At 36.9% G+C, this 20,427-nt stretch carries 15 protein-coding genes and 2 pseudogenes; 13 read left to right on the forward strand and 4 right to left on the reverse strand.

The window, feature by feature from the left end:
- Nucleotides 1–80 precede the first annotated feature (80 nt).
- A complete protein-coding gene (locus tag VF675_RS08455; protein WP_440205081.1) occupies nt 81–698 on the forward strand; it encodes an START domain-containing protein in 618 nt (205 codons plus the stop codon).
- A gap of 92 nt (nt 699–790) precedes the next feature.
- Here VF675_RS08455 and VF675_RS08460 read toward each other — a convergent pair whose 3' ends face one another.
- The 3 genes from VF675_RS08460 to VF675_RS08470 all read right to left on the reverse strand — a co-directional run bounded on the left by VF675_RS08460 (nt 791) and on the right by VF675_RS08470 (nt 5,821).
- Entirely contained in the window at nt 791–2,245 is a 1,455-nt protein-coding gene (locus VF675_RS08460; protein WP_440205067.1) for a capsule assembly Wzi family protein, read from the reverse strand.
- Nucleotides 2,246–2,409: 164 nt separating this feature from the next.
- Nucleotides 2,410–4,539: a GNVR domain-containing protein gene (locus VF675_RS08465; protein WP_440205068.1), complete on the reverse strand. Its 2,130-nt coding sequence runs from the start codon at nt 4,537–4,539 to the stop codon at nt 2,410–2,412.
- Between the two features lie 199 nt (nt 4,540–4,738).
- Nucleotides 4,739–5,821, reverse strand: coding sequence for a polysaccharide biosynthesis/export family protein (locus VF675_RS08470; protein WP_440205069.1), 1,083 nt, complete (start codon nt 5,819–5,821; stop codon nt 4,739–4,741).
- A 308-nt stretch (nt 5,822–6,129) separates the two neighbouring features.
- Here VF675_RS08470 and tviB point away from each other — a divergent pair, with 308 nt between their 5' ends.
- The 12 genes and pseudogenes from tviB (at nt 6,130) to galE (ending at nt 20,111) form a co-directional block, all read left to right on the forward strand.
- Nucleotides 6,130–7,407 (forward strand): Vi polysaccharide biosynthesis UDP-N-acetylglucosamine C-6 dehydrogenase TviB, encoded by a 1,278-nt coding sequence (gene tviB / locus VF675_RS08475; protein ID WP_440205070.1) that lies wholly within the window; start codon nt 6,130–6,132, stop codon nt 7,405–7,407.
- Nucleotides 7,408–7,412: 5 nt separating this feature from the next.
- Nucleotides 7,413–8,705 (forward strand): oligosaccharide flippase family protein, encoded by a 1,293-nt coding sequence (locus tag VF675_RS08480; RefSeq protein WP_440205071.1) that lies wholly within the window; start codon nt 7,413–7,415, stop codon nt 8,703–8,705.
- 1 nt (nt 8,706) lies between these two features.
- Nucleotides 8,707–9,579: a glycosyltransferase family 2 protein gene (locus VF675_RS08485; protein WP_440205072.1), complete on the forward strand. Its 873-nt coding sequence runs from the start codon at nt 8,707–8,709 to the stop codon at nt 9,577–9,579.
- Nucleotides 9,580–9,589: 10 nt separating this feature from the next.
- Nucleotides 9,590–10,948 (forward strand): O-antigen polysaccharide polymerase Wzy, encoded by a 1,359-nt coding sequence (gene wzy, locus VF675_RS08490; RefSeq protein ID WP_440205073.1) that lies wholly within the window; start codon nt 9,590–9,592, stop codon nt 10,946–10,948.
- Entirely contained in the window at nt 10,945–12,048 is a 1,104-nt protein-coding gene (locus VF675_RS08495) for a glycosyltransferase (RefSeq protein WP_440205074.1), read from the forward strand. The genes wzy and VF675_RS08495 overlap by 4 nt, the downstream gene beginning before the upstream one ends.
- Nucleotides 12,041–13,168 (forward strand): glycosyltransferase family 4 protein, encoded by a 1,128-nt coding sequence (locus VF675_RS08500; protein WP_440205075.1) that lies wholly within the window; start codon nt 12,041–12,043, stop codon nt 13,166–13,168. Before VF675_RS08495 ends, VF675_RS08500 begins: the two co-directional genes overlap by 8 nt.
- Entirely contained in the window at nt 13,168–14,106 is a 939-nt protein-coding gene (locus tag VF675_RS08505) for an NAD-dependent epimerase/dehydratase family protein (protein WP_440205076.1), read from the forward strand. The genes VF675_RS08500 and VF675_RS08505 overlap by 1 nt, the downstream gene beginning before the upstream one ends.
- A gap of 7 nt (nt 14,107–14,113) precedes the next feature.
- The gene (locus VF675_RS08510; protein ID WP_440205077.1) at nt 14,114–15,127 is read left to right on the forward strand and encodes an MraY family glycosyltransferase; all 1,014 of its coding nucleotides are present in this window, start codon (nt 14,114–14,116) and stop codon (nt 15,125–15,127) included.
- Complete coding sequence (locus VF675_RS08515) at nt 15,120–15,647, forward strand: acetyltransferase (protein ID WP_440205078.1); 528 nt, start codon at nt 15,120–15,122, stop codon at nt 15,645–15,647. The genes VF675_RS08510 and VF675_RS08515 overlap by 8 nt, the downstream gene beginning before the upstream one ends.
- Before the next feature lie 45 nt (nt 15,648–15,692).
- Entirely contained in the window at nt 15,693–17,567 is a 1,875-nt protein-coding gene (locus VF675_RS08520; RefSeq protein ID WP_440205079.1) for a polysaccharide biosynthesis protein, read from the forward strand.
- Nucleotides 17,568–17,698: 131 nt separating this feature from the next.
- Nucleotides 17,699–19,102 (forward strand): annotated as a pseudogene (gene pgi, locus VF675_RS08525) (glucose-6-phosphate isomerase); the annotation flags it as partial.
- Nucleotides 19,095–20,111, forward strand: a complete 1,017-nt coding sequence (gene galE, locus VF675_RS08530; RefSeq protein ID WP_440205080.1) for a UDP-glucose 4-epimerase GalE — start codon at nt 19,095–19,097, stop codon at nt 20,109–20,111. The pseudogene pgi and the gene galE, both read left to right, overlap by 8 nt.
- A 99-nt stretch (nt 20,112–20,210) precedes the next feature.
- On the opposite strand, the pseudogene VF675_RS08535 reads toward galE, so the two are convergent.
- Nucleotides 20,211–20,427 (reverse strand): annotated as a pseudogene (locus VF675_RS08535) (phosphomannomutase CpsG); the annotation flags it as partial.

Here is a 20,427-nt window from a genome sequence, read left to right on the forward strand (position 1 = left end):
TGGATGATGACGCATCAGACCCCACATAAAACTAAAATAAGATGCACAAGATAATGAAAAAAATTCTGCCAATTCTTGGCATGATCGCCTGTAGCTGTATCACGCATGCGCAAAGCCTTGAACATGCCAAACTCAGTATTCATAAAAACAATATTAAAGTCTGGACCTATCAACAGCAGTCTAGTCCTGTATTTTTATACAAGGCAGAAACCACCTTTAATGTGCCTTTAGAAAAAGCAGCTGCTCTAATTTTAGATGTTGATCATGCTGTGAAATGGGTGCCTTATGTAGGCAGCGTGAAAGTCTTGTCACGCGATGACCAAAAAGGTGAGTTCTTGCTGTATATGGTGCTGGATTTTCCTTTTCCGCTAAAAGATCGTGATTTAGTGGTCAAAGGTAAAATGAGTAAAGATGCGCAAGGTATGGTTAGTATTCAAAATAAAGCCATTGAGGGGGGCTATCCCTTGAACCCAGATTATGTGCGTATTCAGGATTACGAAGGCGACTGGACCTTTCAGAAACTGGGTAATCACAAAGTCAAAGTCAGTACCTATGGCTATGCCAACCCTGAAGGTGCCATTCCTTTAAGTTTTGTGAATATGTTTGTGCAGCAGCAACCGTATCAAATGCTGCAAAAAATGAAAATTGAATTAAGCAAAAGCGGTAGTTATAAGGCGTTGCCTGAAATTTTGCGTTAAATAATTGAGTTGCGCTGAATTTTTAATCTTAGAAAAATGGATGAAATCGGTGTCGATCTCATCCACGAAGTATTTCGGTCTAGCGGGTAGACTTAATATGAAAACAGCCCTTTTTCTAAAGGAAATTCAATGCCAATCGATGCACCACCATCATTGCCATGGGCATCTGAATCGCTAATCCAGCCATTCAGTTTAAGTGGAATATCTGGGCGTAAATAGTGTGTCCAAGTCAAATCCAAAGCTTTTAACTGATCTTTTTCTGGGAAAGCTTTATTGGTTTCGCCTCTCACTGGTCGATTAGCCGCCTGATCAAATTTGGCAAACAGCATACGTGCATTCATGCGGTTCATACGATCAAAACGAATATCACCACCGACTGAAATCATTTGTCCATCACCGCCCATGGCATGCGCTAAAGGATAGCCATGTTGATAGAAACCATCAGTGTAGACATGGTGGTTATAGGTAATACCTTGTGCTTTACCGTTAGTACGGGTATCTGCCCATTCGGTATAGAGTTGGAACGGCATATTTTGATAGCTCGATGAATAGTCTACCCCAGCCAAATACATTTTTTTTGAAGGTAAGCCACCAGCTTCATCTTCACCTGCGTATTGTGCATAGATACCCATTGGCACTTGTAGCAATGGCTGTAGGTTTAAGCGTGCATCAAAACCTGCAACTTGGTTAGATTTATCATCATCACTGTTATTAAAGTTATCGTTGCCTTTGATTGCATTCCAAAGTGTGGATAGACTTTCTGAACGATCACCCCCACCCCACTGCATCATACGTGATGCCCCAAGTTCGAAATAAGGTAGCGGTTGTGCAGTGACACGTAAACCAATCAATTTGGCATCGGGTACATCATCATAATCATGCAATTGACCTGCAAAGGCTTGATATTGCCATGGACCAATCCAAGACAGCCATTTGTTGCTGAAAGCTTGTTGTTCAGCACGCTGCATGGTTACGCCGTAAACTGGGCGGCTAGCATCACCACGAATTAAGCTGCCGTCATGTGCAGGCCCCCAGTAGGTTGGAATTTGCCCTGCAATGAGCCATTGATTCCAAAGCTTGCCTGCAATATAGGAACCTTCAACATTGACATCTTGATCGTTATCAATTTGTGGGTCTTTTTCTGCATTGACCCGAATTTTAGCATCCCAATTTTGATTGCCTGCATTGAGTTCCAAACCTGCTTGATATTGTACTTTTTGTTGGTCGCCAAAGGCTTGTGGAATATTCTTTTGATCTGTTTCTGCAAAAAGCGAGGCTTTGAGCAGTTGGTTATTGGCATTTAAATGTGCCACCACTGCATCGATGACTTTCTGTTGATTGTTGTTGCTGACTTTGGCTTGAGAAAGTGCACGTTGAATTTCATCACCACTCATAGGCCAAGTTGACGTACTAATTTGAATGACACCTTGCTGATTTAGCCAGTTTAAATCGGTACGTAAGTTTTGGTCATTTAAGACAATGCCTTGGGCAAAGCTTAAGGATGAGCTTAAGCTTAATATTAAAAGCAGGTTTCTAGATTGTGACATATTTATATTTTCAGAGCCTTTGGTAAAACAATTGATTTGAAGAGCCTATACCTTAAGATTTAGCTAAGGGAATTGAAAAACTAATTTTAAAACTCCTAAAACTTTAGTAAACGTGTAGGACTCTTGAATTAAATAAGAGCATAAAAATAAAATTTCTAACTCAGTTAATTTTTTGTCATATTAAAAATGACACCCTGAAAATTATGTCCTGAATTATTAAAAGTCTCTAAAGCAGTTTCAATTTGTTCTGTTGTGGTGGAATTAAATCGTGTGACTAAAATATTAGTATCAACATATTTAGCCAAGATAGAACCATCAGATGATTCTAGAACTGCTGCATTATCAATTAAGATAAGGTCATAATTAGAGGTTACAGTATTTAACAATACAGTCATTTTAGAACTACAGAGTAAAGTAGCAGAAATTCCAGAAAAGTTACCACTATGAATCAAGTCAAGATTGGTTTGTGATGTAGGGTTCACAATCGAATTTAAAATAGTTTCAGAATTGTTTAAATACTCACTTAAACCTAGGCTTGTTGAAATATTAAACAATTGCTTTAATTTCCCATCTTTTAAATCACAATCAACCAATAATACCTTTAAATTCATTTGTGCTAAAACGATAGCAATGTTAGCGATTAATGTTGAATTCCCTGCGTTTTTATGTGCACCTAGCATTTGTACAATCGGTTTTGCTGCATTTTGCGCATGATGCTGGAGGGTAGTCGCAATTTGACGCATTTGTTCCACAGCTATTGCTGTTGGTTGGGAAGCTGCTAATAAGGGTGTAAAAGATTTAGAAGTACTATCAAGTTGATTACTATAGATCACTCTTCCTAGATTTTTTAAATGATGTTGATTTGCGATTGGTACGATATTACGAAGACCAGAATTGAACATATTTCGTAATAAAGCAATTAAAATACCAATAAAGCCGCCCATAAAAATAGAAAGAACTACAACAATTAATCTTTTAGGTTTAATAGGAGATGTGGGTTCGATTGCATAATCAATAATATTGACTTTGCCTAATTCGCCTGCTTTAGCTACATTCAAGCTTTGATAAGTAGTTAATAAGCCTGTATATAGCTGATTTTTGATTTCAACATCACGATAATACTGTAAATATAAACGTTGAATTTCTGGCAACTGTTTTACTTTATTGTTTACTTCATTAATTTTAGTATTAAGAGCATTCAGTTGAGCACTAATAGCCTGCATTGCTGGATGTTCAGCTGTATATTGAGCACCTAGCTCTGCTTGTTTTTGCTGGAGTTGAACCTTTTGGATTTCTAGTTCCATACTTTGTTTAAGATAAAGTTCTGACTCCCCTTTAACATCCACAGTGCCATATTTTTCTCTAAACTGATTGAACTGACGTTCTGAGTTATTTAAGTCTGCCTTTAACTCTGGTAGTTGCTTTTCTAAAAAAGCAACTTGCTGATCTTTGTCGATAACACTTCGAGTGATATCTTGTTGCTTGTAAATATTTAAAACTGAATTAAGAATAGTCGGGATGTTTTCTGGATTCTCACCTTGATAGGTGAGCTCGAGTATACTGCTTCCTTTACCCTTTTCACTGACATTAAATTTTTTCAAAATATTAGACATAGCATTCGGTAAAGAACTCTTTTGAATTATGAATTCTTGTTCAGATGTTAAGTTGCCAGAAATATGAATACTCCAAGTACCATCTACTAGCGGTTGACCTACTATTCCTTTCTTTAAAATCTGCTCTGTTTTATTATCAAAAATTGTATAAGTATTGTTTTTGAAAACAAGTAGCAACTCTTTATTTTCATAAAATTTAGGTATTTTAAACTCAGATATACTTAAATTTTGATTTTTATTTTTTAAAGAAATAGATAAACCTTGAGTTGTATATGATTTAATAAAATGATCATTAGATAGAATTTTTTGAAGCGTATTTATTTTAGGAGAGAAATGTATATCTAAATGTAAATCTTGAATGGCTTTTCCAAAAATAGCACGAGACTTTAATAACTCAGTTTCACTTTGTATAGAAGAACCGCCAACTCCACCTAAGCCTGCAAAACTTGCCATTGCAGCCATTTCCGAGCTTAATCCAGCTAGAGGGCTTGATTTGTTTGATTTAACCTCTATTAATGCGTCAGTTTGATAAATAGGTGTGGTGCTCGTTAAATATAAAAAAGCGCTGACTAAAGCAATAAGAATGCAAAGAATAATAGTTTTCCACTGCTCTATAAGTGAAAAAAATAATTCCTTTAAATCAATCGTGTCTTCAGTGTCTAAAGAGGTATTTGGGTTCATAATCATTCATTTAAAATAAGTAGAAAGTATAGTCAAAGACAACAACTGTTGCGTCGAAACTCTAGTTTATTGGCTTAGAGATCTCACTTGGTCAACTTTATAGAATGTTGTTGTTAATGAATCTAAATAGAAGAATTTTCATTACTAAGATTCGTAAATAACATCATACAAATTAGAAGACCAAGAACATAAGAGATCACTACTGTCCTATACGTTCAAAGTTATAAAGGACATTCGAAAACGGTACAATCTGATTAATAATACGTTGCCAGCGAACTAAACCTGTCGCATCAACATAGATGATATCATTGCTGCGCATTTTAAATTGATTCGCTAAGCCGAAGTCAGCAATACTGGTCAAGTTAAGATTATAAATTTCAGAAAGTTGATCATTTGGTTGATAACGCACAACATAAATTTTGCTACGGCTTGCAGTGAAGGGGTTAATACCAAGACTTTCACCCAAAACATCACCTAAACTCATACCTTCTGAACGTATGGGTAAAGCGTGGTTTTTTCCAGCTTCACCCATAACATAAACTTTTTGGCTTTCTCTAGCATTGACATAAATGGTATCGTTTGCCTGAATCAGAAGATTATGTAACGAATACCCTGCACGCTCTAACTCAATACTATTGAGTGTATAGCTACGTCCTTGGCGAGTTAATGTGATAGAGGAATTGTCACCTTGTTGTGCATTAATTCCTCCTGCCGCACCTAGTGCAGCGTATATACTGATGGGTTGATCTGAGAGATGATACACCCCAGCCTTTTCAATATTCCCTTGCACAGAGTAACGCTGCCCTTGGTAAGACAAAACCCGCACAATCACATCTGGGTTTTTTAAATAACGTGCGAATAGCCTACGCAACTCTTGGTTCACTTGGTTTAAAGATTTTCCAGCAACTTGGTAGCGTCCAATCACGGGGAGTTGAATATAGCCCTGAGAGTCAATTTGATAGCCGTTGTTCGTGTCAGAATTACTACCAGAGATTTCAGGATACGCCCATAAATAAATAGATAAAATATCGCCTGAACTTAAGCGGTACTGGCGTTGTGTTGTATTGAACAGATGAGCATATTCTTGTTGAATATTATGCACCGCAGGTTGTGAGGCATATATGCTGTCTTGAGTCAAAGGAATAACATTAACTTTTGTACCTAAGTCGGTAGTGAATACACCTTGCTGCTGTAAGTCATAAGTTTGTAAGCCAGAGGTGACTGCACAACCAGTGGTGGCAATACCACATGCCAATAAAACAGTCAGTTGAATGTGTCGCACGCGAAATCCTGTTATTAATATTTAAAAATTTAAAATAAATTAATACTATTTTACTGAACTTATAAAATAGGTACATAGCTATTTATGATAAATTTTCATATCTAGTTAAATTTCCTGAGAAAGACAATACATAAAAAGTATGATACCTATTTGGTAAAGTGCATGCCTAGAAAAAATTAAATTACATTATGCTATTTTTCATGTGGTTTAAGCACAAAACACAATAGTAATTTTGTGAATTTCTGCTAGTATTCCTGCCGAAAGATTTGTTCTTCATAAAACACAGATATAAATTTAAAGGCGCTCAAATGCTACAGCTTTCAGACCTAAAAATTGCCATTATTGGTTTAGGCTATGTCGGGTTACCTCTAGCGGTTGAATTCGGTAAGCAGTTGCCTGTGGTGGGTTTTGATATTCAGCAAAAACGCATACAAGAATTACAAAGTGGGCATGATCATACCTTAGAAGTGTCGTCAGAAGAACTTAAACAAGCGACACATTTAAGCTACTCAGCCAATTTAGATGACTTATGCAGTTGCAATTTTTTTATTGTGACTGTTCCAACCCCAATTGATGAATTTAAACAACCTGATTTGACCCCGCTCATTAAAGCCTCTACCAGTATTGGGAAGGTACTTAAAAAAGGCGATGTGGTGGTGTATGAGTCTACGGTATATCCAGGTGCTACCGAAGAAGCCTGTATTCCAGTTTTGGAACAAGTGTCTGGATTAAAATTCAATCAGGATTTTTTTGCAGGCTATAGCCCAGAACGGATTAACCCAGGCGATAAGCTGCACCGTGTGACCAATATTTTAAAAATAACATCGGGTTCTACCCCGGAAGTTGCAGACTTTGTGGATGCAGTTTATCAACTGATTGTGACTGCAGGTACGCATAAAGCACCGAGTATAAAAGTGGCTGAAGCCGCTAAGGTCATTGAAAATACCCAGCGTGATGTGAATATTGCTTTAATTAATGAATTGGCCGTGATCTTTAATAAGTTGGGTATTGATACTGAAGCGGTTTTACAGGCTGCGGGAACCAAGTGGAATTTTTTACCTTTCCGTCCAGGTTTAGTCGGTGGGCACTGTATTGGGGTAGACCCGTATTATTTAACGCATAAAGCACAGTCTTTAGGCTTGCATCCAGAAATTATTTTAGCGGCACGTCGTTTAAATGACCGTATGGGTGAATATGTTGCAACACAATTGATTAAAGAGATGGTGAAGCAGCGTATACAAGTGGTTGGTTCAAAAATTTTAGTGATGGGCTTGAGTTTTAAAGAAAACTGTCCAGATATTCGCAATACTAAAATTGTAGATATGGTCAAAGCTTTAAAAGAATATGATTTAGATTTAGATATTTATGACCCGTGGGTAGATCCGTTAGACGCAGCAAAGGAATATGGTATAGACCCTGTTTCTAGTTTGGCGAACGCTAAATATGATGCCATTATTTTAGCAGTTGCGCATGATCAGTTTAAACTGATGTCTATAGATGAGTTTAAAGCAGTGGCAAAAGAAAAATATGTTTTATACGATTTAAAATATATTCTAAATCAGTTAGATGTGGATATTCGATTATAAATAAAATGTATGTTTCAATTAAAAAGGTTGTAGATGACCCAAGAATCAGAAACTCAATGTGGATGCTTATAGAAAAAGCTATATCCTTATTTGGGCTAATTTTTGTGATTTCAGCTGTTGCAAAATATACAGGTCCAACTATTTATGGTGAAATTGCTTTAGCTGGCTCAATTTTTTTAGTAGTTAAGCCTATTTCTCAATTAGGTTTAGATCAAATTTATTTTAAATATGTTAGTCAAAACAAACCATTTATTCATTTTTTTTTCACTAATTCTCTAATTTTAATAACTTATATATATATCTTTATTAGTAGTTTGGTTTTGATTTTTTCATGGTTTAATGCAAGCTTATTGGGTTTTATATTTATAGTTGCAACAGCAATAGCTTACTATTTTAATAGTATTGATCTTTCTAATGCGTATTTTGAGGGTACGCTACGTGCTAAGTTTAATGTATTGGCAAATATTGTTGGGTTAATAGTAACTCTTATATTGCGTTATCTAATTGTAATTTTTGAGTTTAGTTATTACTATTTGGCTATTCCAATAGTAACAATGACATTGATCCCTTTTTTAATTAAATTAAATTTTTATAATAAAAATATTAAAAAAATAGAAGTGGGTGGGGTTAAGTTTAGGAAAAAATATTATAAGTATTTTTTTGGAGTAGGGATTCCTCTTACGCTTTCTGTATTAGCATCAGTTTTTAATTCACAGATAGCGAACTATATAATAGCAATACTACTAGATGTAAAAAACGTTGGGTTTTATAATGTGGCATTCATATTGGCAGGTGCTTGGTGTATTGTGTGTACTACGCTTATTTTATCTTATATGACAAGTATATATTCAATAGCAACATCATCAGTGGATGAATATATTGCTTTTAGCCGAAAAATATTTTACTTTATTTTTTTTATTGCAGTTTTTTTTGTGTTTTTTTTAATTTTTTCAGCTGAATATATTGTGTTATTTTTATATGGGGAACAATATTTTCCTTCTGTGCAGTTGTTTAAGATACTTTTGTTTGGTCAATTATTTTGGGTTTTAAACTTCTTTTTGTCTCGTTTAATAATTAAATATTCAGGCTATCGTTTTTTAGCGGTAAAAACAATAATGGCGTTGTTTTTCAATTTTATTTTATGTATTAATCTTATTCCTAAATGTGGGGTTAATGGTGCAGCATACGCGGTAACAATATCTGAGCTATTATCTTTGATTTTTTGTTTTGGATATGGAAAAGCATATATATTACAAATTGTATTCAATTTGAAGTTTAGAAAGTTTAAAAGAGTATAATATGATTAGCATTGTAACAGCTACCTACAATAGAGCTCATTTATTGCCAAGGTTATATGAAAGTTTAAAGAGCCAAAAAAGTTTAAACTTTGAGTGGATTGTTGTCGATGATGGAAGTGTAGATGATACTGAAAAATTTATAATGACAGTTAAAGCTGAAAAATTAATAGAGATCAGTTACATTAAAAAAAATAATGGTGGGAAGCATACTGCATTGAATATCGGAATTGAAGCAGCAAGATATGATTATATTTTTTTTGTAGATAGCGACGATATTTTACCTGAAAATAGTATTTATATTATTTCTAATAAAATAAAAGAGATTATAAATAGACCAGATTATACTAGATTAGCTGGTATATGTGGATTGAAATCTGATTTTAATGGAAAAGTTGTAGGTAATAATTTGACGAAAGATATAGTTTGTAGTTATTTGGACTTTAGATATAAGTATAATATTATAGGTGATAAAGCAGAAGTATTTAAAAAGAAAATTCTCTTAGATTACAAATTTCCTGTATATAAGCGAGAGAAATTTTGTCCAGAAGCCTTGATCTGGAATAGAATATCTACCAAATATAATATGCTTTTTTTTAATGATATTATATATTGTTGTGAATATCAAGAAGAGGGGTTGTCACATAATTCTATTAATATTAGAAAAAATTCACCAAACTCTACCTTATTATATTATTATGAATTTATAAATTACAATTTAAGTTTTTATCATAATTTTAGGGCTCTTTTAAATTTTTGGAGGTTTTACTATCTATCTAAAACTGATGATAAATTTTTAAATAAACCTAAAGGTTTCTTAAGCATGTTTGTTAGATTTTTTATGTTAATTTTATCAAGATTTAATATTTTGTTTTAATGGTATATTCATGAATTTAAATAAGTATGTTCTCCTAGTTTTTATGCTAACGAATATTTTTGTTGCATTGCTTTTTTTTCATTTATTTTCTATGGATATAATACTTTCAGTTTCTACTATTATAAATATTTTATTTAGTGGTTATTATTGTGTTAAAAACTCACCGGAAAACCATATTTTTAAACTAGTGTTAATCTATTTGCTTGGTTTTGGGTTGTTTATTTGTGGGAGGTTTTTTTCTAATCTGTTTTTGCAGTCGGATACTTTTTGTTTAGAATTTGGTTTTTATTATTGTTTATCTGACGAAGAGAAAATTAAATCAATTTTTTTAATTAATTTAGCTTTAGTATTTTTTACTTATGGTTTTTTGAATAATGTCAAGAAAACTAGTGATAATAATATTATTTTAGATCCAAATACTAATACTTTATTTATTTTGAGTGTAATAAGTCCATTTTTAGGTGGGTATTCTTTATATAGTTCATATTTATTAATCTCTAAGGCTATTAGTGAAGGATATATGTCTATTTTCGAAAGTCAAGATGGTGTTTACTCTTCCTCCTTAGGTTTAATAGTATTTGCATTATTTGTTTCCATGATGGCTATACAATATGTTTATAAGGAAAAATATAAATTTTGTTTAATATTTTTTAGGTTAAATGTTTTTATTTATTTATTAATAATGTTGTCTTCTGTTTTACAGGGTTCACGTTCTGGTTTTATTGCTGGGCTTTTTTTTGTGACATGGCTATATCTGCAAAATAAAAAAATTCATTTAAAGCATATATTATTTGTTTTAAGTATTTTTTTATTAATGTTTTTTGCCAACGACTTGGCTTCCTTGTCTGGGGCTCGTCAAGCAACTAGTGATAATGATTTTTTCTTAATTATTTTAGAAGATATTTTTTATAATCAGGGTACAACTATGATGGTATTTAATATGGGGGTATTAAACGATAGTTATCCTATTTTAGCTTATCTAAAAGTTTTAATACCCGGTATTCAGATATTTTATAGTTTTTTTTATGACATATATAATTATAATTTAACTTTTTCAAATAATTTGCTTTATAGATTGTCGCCTTCTACATTTTCTCAAGGGTTTGGTCTAGGGTGGTCTTTATTAGGTGATTTTTATGCCTTTTCATTTGGGTTTCTTCCATTGTTTTTGTTATTTAATTACTATTGGGGGGTTGTTTTATATAAAATATCAGATCGATTTAACCATAATGGTTTTTTCCAGGGTTTATTTATCTGTTTTTTAACTCAAATTTTTATGTTAAATAGAGCAAGTATATCTGGGCTATGGGCTTTAATTATTTTTTATACTATAATATATTTTTTAATTAGTTTGAAATCAAAAAAATGAAAATCTTATATTTAATTACTGGTCTAGGAGGAGGGGGTGCTGAAAAAGTTGTTTCCAACTTGGCCGATCAAATGTTTATGTTAGGTCACCAAGTTAAAATTGCTTACCTTACAGGAGAAGTCTTAGTACGTCCTAAAAATGTTAATGTGGATATAATACCTTTAGATTTGAATAATCTTTATGGATTATATTCAGCATCAAAAAAATATAAAAAACTAATTCAAGATTTTCAACCTGATGTTGTACATGCCCATATGGTACATGCCAATCTTTTTGCACGCCTTTGTCGTTTTTTTGTGAAAACTCCACGCCTTATATGTACTGCACACAGCAATAATGAGGGTGGACGTTTGAGAATGTGCGCTTATCGCTTAACACATAATTTAGCGGATATAACAACAAACGTTAGTCTGGCAGCGAGTCAAAATTTTGAGAATTTAGGTGCCGTACCTAAAGGTGGAATTTTAACCACTTATAACGGTATAGATTTAAATTATTTCAATAAATGTAAATATGAGTTCAATGAGGTTAGATCAAACTTAGGTGTTGATGCTTCTACCACTATTTTTCTTGCAGTTGGTCGTTTTCATGCAGCAAAAGACCATCCCAATTTATTAAAAGCATTTTCTATTTATCTTCAGCATCAAGAAAAAGTTGATAATTTAAAACTTTATATAGCAGGTGATGGTGATGAGCAAGCTAGATTGGAACTAAAAGCTTTAATAGAAAAATATAATTTAAACACTAATGTTAATCTCCTGGGTAGAAGAGAAGATATTCCTGCTCTAATGTCAATCGCTAATTTTTTTGTATTATCTTCATCTTACGAAGGCTTTGGTCTGGTAATTGCAGAAGCAATGGCATGTGGCGCTTTTGTTATTGCGACAAATAGTGGTGGCGTGGCTGAAGTCATGGGTGATACAGGGCTTTTAGTTCCACCCCAAAATAGTGAGGCGCTAGCTAAAGCAATGGAAAAAGCAGTGAGTAAAACACCTTTAGAGATACAAGAAAATAACTTAAAAGCACGACAACGTGTGGAAGAATTATTTTCTCTAGAAAAATCAGTTAAAAACTGGTTAAAAATTTATAGAAATGAATGAAAACTTTATGTTAAACATAGTTTATATTATAACTCGTTCAGACGTGCTTGGTGGTGCGAGCGTACACCTACTTGATCTAGCGAAAGGTATGATCAGTCAAGGGCATCAAGTTCATATCTTGGTAGGTGGAGAAGGAGCTTTTACTGAAGAGATAAAAAAAAATAATATAAATTTCAGTTCATTAGAGTACTTAAAAAGAGAAATCTCTATAAAAGATGATTTACTAGGTTTTTGGGAAATAAAAAAACATTTAAAACAGCTGAAGCCAGATATAGTACATTGCCATTCGAGTAAGGCTGGCTTATTGGGTCGTTTAGCAGCTAAATCCTTAAATTTACCTGTAGTGTTTACGGCACATGGGTGGGCTTTTACTGATGGAGTAAGCCCTAGAAAACAAAAAATATATGCGACTTTAGAACGTTTCATGACTAAGTTTTCAGATCATATTATTACAGTTTCAGAATATGACCGACAACATGGTTTTAAACATAACGTTGGAACACCAGAGTTGGTTCAGACTATTCATAATGGTGTACCAGATATAAAAACTTCTGCAATCGAAAAATCTAGCTCTATAGTAAGATTGATTATGGTTGCACGTTTTGAAGATCCTAAAGATCAATATTTTTTGATACAAGCACTTTCAAAACTACCTGCTCATTTAACTTGGCAAATAGATTTTTTAGGCGATGGACCAAATCTTAAAAAATGTCAAGAATTGGCTACCTATGAAAATCTTGATTCAAAAATCATTTTTCATGGTCAAAGTTTTAAAGTTAAAGAGGTTTTGAATCTGGCTGACATTTTTGTATTAATTTCAAATTATGAAGGCTTTCCTTTGACTATATTGGAGGCAATGAGTACATCTTTACCTATTATTGCTTCTGATGTGGGAGGGGTAAAGGAAAGTGTTAGTTCTAAAAATGGATATCTTATCCCAAAAGGGGATATTGATATTTTAGTTCAGTCACTTCAAGAACTAATTGTGAATAAAAATTTGCGTCTACAATTAGGTAATAACAGTCGTCATTTGTATGAAACTCAATTTAATTTTAATACAATGTTGCATAAAACATTAGATGTCTATACTCAGGTATTATCAATGCGGTCTTTAAAATAATGAGAGTTTTAATTACAGGTGCAACAGGATTTGTTGGTACAGCTCTGACTGAACGGGTGAGTAGTGTGTATGACACGATTGCTTTAGTCCGCACTCAGAATCACGTACTTTCTGAAAATATCCAACAACTTGTTGCTGCTAGTATTTTTGCAGCAGACTTACCCAACAATATAGACGTCATTATTCATTTAGCTGGCCGTGCCCATATTTTAAATGAACAAACAACAGACCCGTTGAGCGAATTTCGCAAAGTGAATGTGGAAGGTACTTTACAATTAGCACGTCAGGCTTTAGATAAAAAAGTAAAACGCTTTATATTTATGAGCTCTATAGGTGTGAATGGTTCAGTAACATTACAGCAGCTATTTACAGAAGATGCTATACCACAACCTCATGCAGATTATGCAGTTTCCAAACTAGAAGCCGAACAAGAGCTCAAAAAGCTGTTTGCAGAATCAGACACAGAGCTCGTCATTATTCGCCCACCTTTAGTTTATGCCGCTCATGCACCAGGTAACTTTGCTCGACTACTCAAACTAGTTGCGAGCAATTTACCTTTACCTTTTGCAGGCACAAACAATAAACGCAGCTTTGTTGCGCTTGAAAATTTGGTAGACTTTATTCAAACCTGTATTGGACATCCAAATGCAGCCAATCAAACATTTCTAGTCGCAGATCAAGCTCGTATTTCTACACGTGAGCTAGTGCAATATTTAAAGCAGGGCATGGGAAAACCCGCACGTTTTATTTATATTCCGCAACCGCTTATGAAACTAGGCGCAGCATGTATTGGCAAATCCAAACTCTATGAGCAGTTGTTTGAGTCACTAGAGGTCGATACGACTAAAGCTCAGAAGTTGTTGGGTTGGACAGCGCCATTGAGTACCGAGCAAGCGATGCTGCAAGCGGGTCAAAATTATTTAAAAATGAAAGAGTAATTTACGCATGTCAATTTTTGCACTGAGCATCGTATTTTTTATACTGACATTACTGTTCACAGGCTACATGCGGCATTACGCCCTAAAGAAAAATATTATAGACAACCCCAATGAACGTAGTTCCCACAGTGTACCTACGCCACGCGGTGGTGGTGTTGCGGTTGTGTGTAGCTACTTATTGGCACTGTCGGTGTTAATCTATAGCCAACAATTGACACTACATATTGGCTTAACTCTTATGGCAGCGGGTTTTGTCATCGCTTTACTTGGTTTTTTAGATGACCATGGGCATATTAACTCCATGCTGCGTTTAGCCGTACATTTCTTAGTAGCCATTGGTGTGGTCATCAGCTTGGGTGGCTTTAGCGAAGTTACAGCTTTTAATGGTCTGCAACTTGGTTTTATCGCCAATATTATTGCAGTATTATTTTTGGTATGGTTGCTCAATCTATACAACTTTATGGATGGCATTAACGGCATTGCCAGTGTCGAAGCCATTACCACTGTCGTTAGCATGGCCATTTTGTATTATGTACTGAACACCACATTGAACTCAGACATATTGTGGTTATTGGCCGCCTGTGTATTTGGCTTCTTATTGTGGAACTTTCCCAAAGCTAAAATTTTTATGGGCGATGCCTGTAGCGGATTTCTCGGCCTCACTTTGGGTATTTTGGCACTCATCGCCCTCAAAGAAAACTTGGCACTGTTTTGTGCGTGGATCACTTGTCTAGGTGTATTTGTGGTCGATGCGACCTATACCCTCATAAAACGCGTATTGAGCGGCTATAAAATGTATGATGCACATCGAAGCCATAGCTATCAAATTTTATCGCGTAGATGCGGGAGTCATACCCCCGTGACGTTGGCGGTTGCTGCGATTAACCTATTGTGGTTATTTCCTATCGCTTATATGACGGTTACACAAGCATGGGCGTACCCTGAATTGGCAGTACTGATTGCCTATATACCATTGTTAATTGTGGCTATAAAATTCAAGGCAGGTCATCCAGATGCTTAATAAACCCAGCTTGTTAATTTTAGGTGCAGGGGGTTACGGTTTGGCCGTTGCAGAAGCTGCAGAACTGAGTGGACAATGGCAAGAGATTATGTTTGCTGATGACCGTTGGCCTGAAATACAGCATGTGGCGGAATATAACATTGTGACAAATATTGCCAATTTAAATCAGTTGCAGAATACGCAGCTTCAAGCGATTGTGGCGGTAGGCAATAATACATTACGGCAGCAATGGCAACAGACCTTGCGAGCCTTGGGTATAGAATTGACTTCGGTGATTCATCCTAAAACAGTTGTGAGTCCAACAGCTGACATCGGTCTAGGGGTGAGTGTGATGGCAGGGTGTGTAATTAGTCGTAAAACTGTGATCAACGATGGCGTAATTTTAAATATTGGTACATTATTAGATCATGATGTGGTCATTGAGCAATTTGCCCATTTAAGCGTGGGGGTAAAAGTCGCAGGTGGTCAAACTATCGCCGCACATTCATTTTTAGAGGTTGGAACCTGTATTCTGCATTAAAGTAATACGGTGTTTTAAAATTCAAATATTAATAATTGTATATTTATGAAATCCATTTTCGAACCTGCTGTAGAATCCCCCCGCTTAGTCAAACTTGCATTTTTAATGGTGCTGGACTTTTGTATATTTCCTGTCTTGCTGTGGCTATGTTATGCCATCCGCCAGTTTGATTTAGGCGCAGAAGTGGTGCCTAACTTGGCTTTTGGTTCGGTATGGGCAAGTGTGATTGCCGTTGTATCGCTGTTTATTTTTGGGGTGTATCGCTTTATTGTGCGTACCTACAGTGAACTGTTTATGGTCAAATTGGGGTTGGGTACTGCTTTGACTGTGGCAGGGTTATATGCGTTGGCTTACTTTACCGATGCCTTTATTCCCACTTCTATTCCGCTCATGTTCGGATTTCTCATGTTCGCATGGGTCTGGTTTAGCCGCGGTTTTATTCGCTTTATCGTGCGTTCTTATTTACAAGCCGATGTACAAAAAAAACGTGTGGCGATTTATGGTGCAGGCAATGCAGGACAGCAAATTGCAGCGGCACTATACAATTCCGATGAACACTTACCCGTATTATTTATAGATGATGATCCGTCACTCACTGGGCAGCAGTTGGGACGTTTAAAAGTCTATGACGCAGACAGCGCATTAAAATTGTTAGCTAAAAAAAATGTCGATGAAATTCTGATTGCGCTGCCTTCTGTAGGACGGATGCGTAAAAGCGAGATCGTCAAATTTTTAGAACCTGCACATATTAAAATTACAGAAATTCCAGGACTGACCAAACTGGTCGATGGTGAAATTCGCGTATCGGATATTCAGGAAGTCGATATTATTGACTTGCTCGGGCGTGACCCTGTGCCGCCAGTCCCCGAACTGTTGGCTAAAAATATTCAAGACAAAATGGTCTTGGTTACAGGGGCGGGGGGGTCCATTGGTTCTGAATTGTGTCGTCAAATTGTCAAAAACAAACCCAAAGCCTTGGTAATTTATGAACTGACCGAATTTGCGTTGTACAGCATTGACAAAGAATTACGCTTAAATAGCGATGTCACGATTATCCCAATTTTAGGTTCAGTGCTAGAGCAGGCCAAACTAGAGCGAGTGATGGAACAGTATAGGGTTCAAACCGTGTACCATGCAGCTGCTTACAAACACGTGCCTTTGGTAGAATGTAACCCATTGGCAGGTTTGAAAAACAACGCCATTGGTACGGCATTTAGCTTAAATGCAGCGGTCAAAACAGGTGTGGAAACATTTGTACTCATTTCTACCGATAAAGCCGTGCGTCCCACCAATGTCATGGGGGCGTCTAAACGTATGGCAGAATTGTATTGTCAAGCCATGGCAGAAGCGCAAGATCAGACCCAAATTAGCATTGTCCGTTTTGGGAATGTCTTGGGTTCATCGGGTTCGGTGGTGCCGTTGTTTAAACAGCAAATTGCCAAAGGTGGGCCTATTACCGTAACTCATCCTGAAGTCACCCGTTACTTTATGACCATTCCAGAAGCCTCGCAATTGGTGATTCAGGCGGGTGCGTTGGGGCAAGGCGGCGATGTATTCCTGCTGGATATGGGGGAACCTGTACGCATTCAGGACTTGGCCCGTCAAATGATTGCACTGAGTGGTTTAAAAGTACGAGAAACAGGCAGCCAGGAAGGTGATATTGAAATTCAATATTCAGGCTTACGCCCAGGCGAAAAACTTTACGAAGAATTGTTGATTGATGCCGATAATACCGAAGTGACCCAGCACAGTCGTATTTTACGTTCTTATGAAAAAATGTATCCGTTGGATGAATTACTGATGGTGTTTGAGCGTATGCATGACTTAACCGCAATTCAAAGTGATATCGACTGGGCTTTAGCTCAGCTTGAACACTATGTGGATGGTTATGTCCGTGGGACAGAAATTAAGGTGAACTAAATTTCAAAAACTAAGTTGAAGTAAGTCAGTTCAACTTGTTGATGAGTAAAATTTAACTAAAAAATTTGTGTGAAATTAGGTATCTGAGATGATTAAAAAAGCCATTTTACCTGTTGCAGGTTTAGGCACCCGCTTTGCATTGGGCCTTGCGTTTGCCTGCGACCAGCCCAGCAGCAAGTGCTTCCGATCAGACCGATGCTTACGCTGCATTGACTGAGCAAGTGCATACCCAGCTTGAGCGTATGTATGCCTTGGTGGAAAAAATCCATGCAGGCCAATACCGTGGTGCCACGGGTGAAGTGATTCAGGATGTGGTCAATATTGGTGTGGGTGGCTCAGATTTAGGCCCGTTGATGGTGACCCAAGCCTTATCTGATTTTAAAGTGGCGACAGAAAAACCACTGAATGTACATTTTGTGTCCACCATGGATGGCAGCCAACTATCTGAATTGCTGCATCGTCTGCGTCCTGAGACCACTTTATTTATTATTTCGTCCAAGTCTTTTGGCACCATTGATACCTTATCCAATGCGCAAACGGTGAAACAATGGCTAGAAAAGGCTTTGGGCACACACGCGAAAATTCTGAAACATCACTTTATTGGGGTATCCACCAAAGCAGATAAAATGACCGCTTGGGGCATTTGTCCTGAAAATCAGCTCTTGCTTTGGGATTGGGTGGGTGGTCGCTATTCGTTATGGTCGTGTATTGGCTTACCGATTGCCCTGACCATTGGCGTTGCGGGTTTTCAGCGGTTTTTAGCAGGTGCACATGCGGTTGATCAGCATTTTCAAACAGCTGCATTTGATCAGAACATCCCAGTGCTGATGGGCTTGCTGGGCGTATGGAATAATAATTTCCTGAATATTCAGACCCATGCGGTCTTGCCTTATGATGGACGTTTAAAATACTTCGCTTCGTATTTACAGCAATTGGAAATGGAATCGAATGGTAAATCCATTCAGCGCAATGGTGCAGCAGTTGAGCGAGATACCTGCCCAATTGTCTGGGGTGAAGTTGGGCCGAATGCACAGCATGCGTTCTATCAATTATTGCACCAAGGGACACATGCGGTCAGCTGTGATTTTATTGCCCCTGTGCAGCGTTATAATGCCAATCAATTTACTTATGCCGAAAATGCTGAGGCTTTGGTGGAGCAGCATCATTTGGCCTTGTCCAACTGCTTGGCACAGTCGCGGCTTTTGGCCTTTGGTAATCAGGCTTTAGATCAGCAGGAATTAGATGGCTTAGCTGCATATAAGCAGTACAGTGGTAATCAGCCAAGTAGCAGTATTTTATTGCAAGAACTCAATCCGTATAGCTTGGGCATGTTGATTGCTCTATATGAACATAAAGTCTTTGTGCAATCGGTGCTGTGGAATATCAATCCCTTTGACCAATGGGGTGTAGAAAAAGGCAAGGAAATTGCCAATCAGCTCTTGCCTATTTTAAATGGGCAGCAGCAGGATTTATCGGCACTCGATGCATCGACTCAAGGTTTATTAAAAATTTTATTAGGAAAAATAGATGGCTAATATTTTAGTAACAGGCGGTGCTGGCTATATTGGTTCACATACCTGTGTCGAGTTGCTGAATGCAGGGCACAGCGTGGTGGTGCTAGATAATTTGTCCAATAGCTCGGCAGAGTCATTGGCGCGGGTGCAGCAACTGACGGGCAAAACCTTGCAGTTTATTCAGGGTGATATTCGTGATGCTGCTGCTTTGGATGCTGTGTTTGCTGCACATCAAATTGATGCAGTGATTCATTTTGCAGGACTCAAAGCAGTGGGAGAAAGCCAACAAATTCCACTGAGCTATTTTGACAACAATATTGCGGGTTCAATTAGCTTGATCCAGGCGATGCAACGCGCGCATGTGTTTAAACTGGTGTTTAGTTCATCGGCTACAGTATATGACGAATCCAATATTTCGCCGTTGAATGAAGAGATGCCAACGGGTATGCCAAGCAATAACTATGGCTATACCAAGCTGATTGTGGAACAGCTTTTACAAAAAGCAGCCCTTGCCGATGCACGTTGGTCGATTGCGCTATTGCGTTATTTTAATCCTGTGGGGGCACATAAAAGTGGCTGCATTGGCGAAGACCCACAAGGTATTCCAAATAATTTAATGCCTTATGTCACCCAAGTGGCGGTGGGACGTCGTGAAAAACTGTCAATTTTTGGGCAGGATTATGCCACACCAGATGGTACTGGTGTGCGCGATTATATTCATGTGGTCGATTTGGCCAACGCGCATTTATGTGCCTTGAATAACCGTTTGACTGCCCAGGGTTGCCGTGCTTGGAATATTGGTACGGGTAATGGAATTTCGGTGCTGCAAGTGAAGAATACTTTTGAACAGGTCAATGGTGTGCAGATTCCATTTGAGTTTGCACCACGTCGTGAAGGCGATGTGGCCACGTCTTTTGCAGATAATAGTCGTGCCGTGCAAGAACTGGACTGGACACCACAATATGCCTTAGAAGATATGTTGGCCGATAGTTGGAACTGGCAAAAGCAGAATCCGAATGGTTATTGTTAAGATGAGTGATTCTAGCTATACACTCAGCCACAAGGTTTAGAGCATAAAAATGGGAGTCAGTTTTGACTCCCATTGTTTATATTATTTTAATTTTTCAGATTAAGCTTGAATCAATTGCGTCAACTCATCCACATAGTCCTGCATTGGGCGTGGGTTTTGATCACGACGGCTTTCAATATTTAAGCGCAATAATGGCTCAGTATTTGAAGCACGTACATTCAAACGCCATGCCCCAAAGTCAAGACTCACGCCATCGGTTTGATCAATCGTTGGGTTTTGGCTGGCATAATGCTCAAAGATTTTTTGGATGGTGGCT

Source organism: Acinetobacter sp. Lyrl_1, assembly GCF_051948795.1.
Taxonomy (GTDB): domain Bacteria; phylum Pseudomonadota; class Gammaproteobacteria; order Pseudomonadales; family Moraxellaceae; genus Acinetobacter; species Acinetobacter towneri.

What these genes read in the sequence shown, in the direction of transcription:
- VF675_RS08485 (WP_440205072.1), top strand. Translation starts at nt 8,707, where the DNA reads ATGATTAGCATTGTAACAGCTACCTACAATAGAGCTCATTTATTGCCA.
- tviB (WP_440205070.1), top strand. Translation starts at nt 6,130, where the DNA reads ATGCTACAGCTTTCAGACCTAAAAATTGCCATTATTGGTTTAGGCTAT.
- VF675_RS08480 (WP_440205071.1), top strand. Translation starts at nt 7,413, where the DNA reads ATGTATGTTTCAATTAAAAAGGTTGTAGATGACCCAAGAATCAGAAAC.
- VF675_RS08455 (WP_440205081.1), top strand. Translation starts at nt 81, where the DNA reads ATGATCGCCTGTAGCTGTATCACGCATGCGCAAAGCCTTGAACATGCC.
- galE (WP_440205080.1), top strand. Translation starts at nt 19,095, where the DNA reads ATGGCTAATATTTTAGTAACAGGCGGTGCTGGCTATATTGGTTCACAT.
- VF675_RS08515 (WP_440205078.1), top strand. Translation starts at nt 15,120, where the DNA reads ATGCTTAATAAACCCAGCTTGTTAATTTTAGGTGCAGGGGGTTACGGT.
- VF675_RS08510 (WP_440205077.1), top strand. Translation starts at nt 14,114, where the DNA reads ATGTCAATTTTTGCACTGAGCATCGTATTTTTTATACTGACATTACTG.
- VF675_RS08505 (WP_440205076.1), top strand. Translation starts at nt 13,168, where the DNA reads ATGAGAGTTTTAATTACAGGTGCAACAGGATTTGTTGGTACAGCTCTG.
- VF675_RS08465 (WP_440205068.1), bottom strand. Translation starts at nt 4,539, where the DNA reads ATGAACCCAAATACCTCTTTAGACACTGAAGACACGATTGATTTAAAG.
- VF675_RS08495 (WP_440205074.1), top strand. Translation starts at nt 10,945, where the DNA reads ATGAAAATCTTATATTTAATTACTGGTCTAGGAGGAGGGGGTGCTGAA.
- wzy (WP_440205073.1), top strand. Translation starts at nt 9,590, where the DNA reads ATGAATTTAAATAAGTATGTTCTCCTAGTTTTTATGCTAACGAATATT.
- VF675_RS08520 (WP_440205079.1), top strand. Translation starts at nt 15,693, where the DNA reads ATGAAATCCATTTTCGAACCTGCTGTAGAATCCCCCCGCTTAGTCAAA.
- VF675_RS08460 (WP_440205067.1), bottom strand. Translation starts at nt 2,245, where the DNA reads ATGTCACAATCTAGAAACCTGCTTTTAATATTAAGCTTAAGCTCATCC.
- VF675_RS08500 (WP_440205075.1), top strand. Translation starts at nt 12,041, where the DNA reads ATGAATGAAAACTTTATGTTAAACATAGTTTATATTATAACTCGTTCA.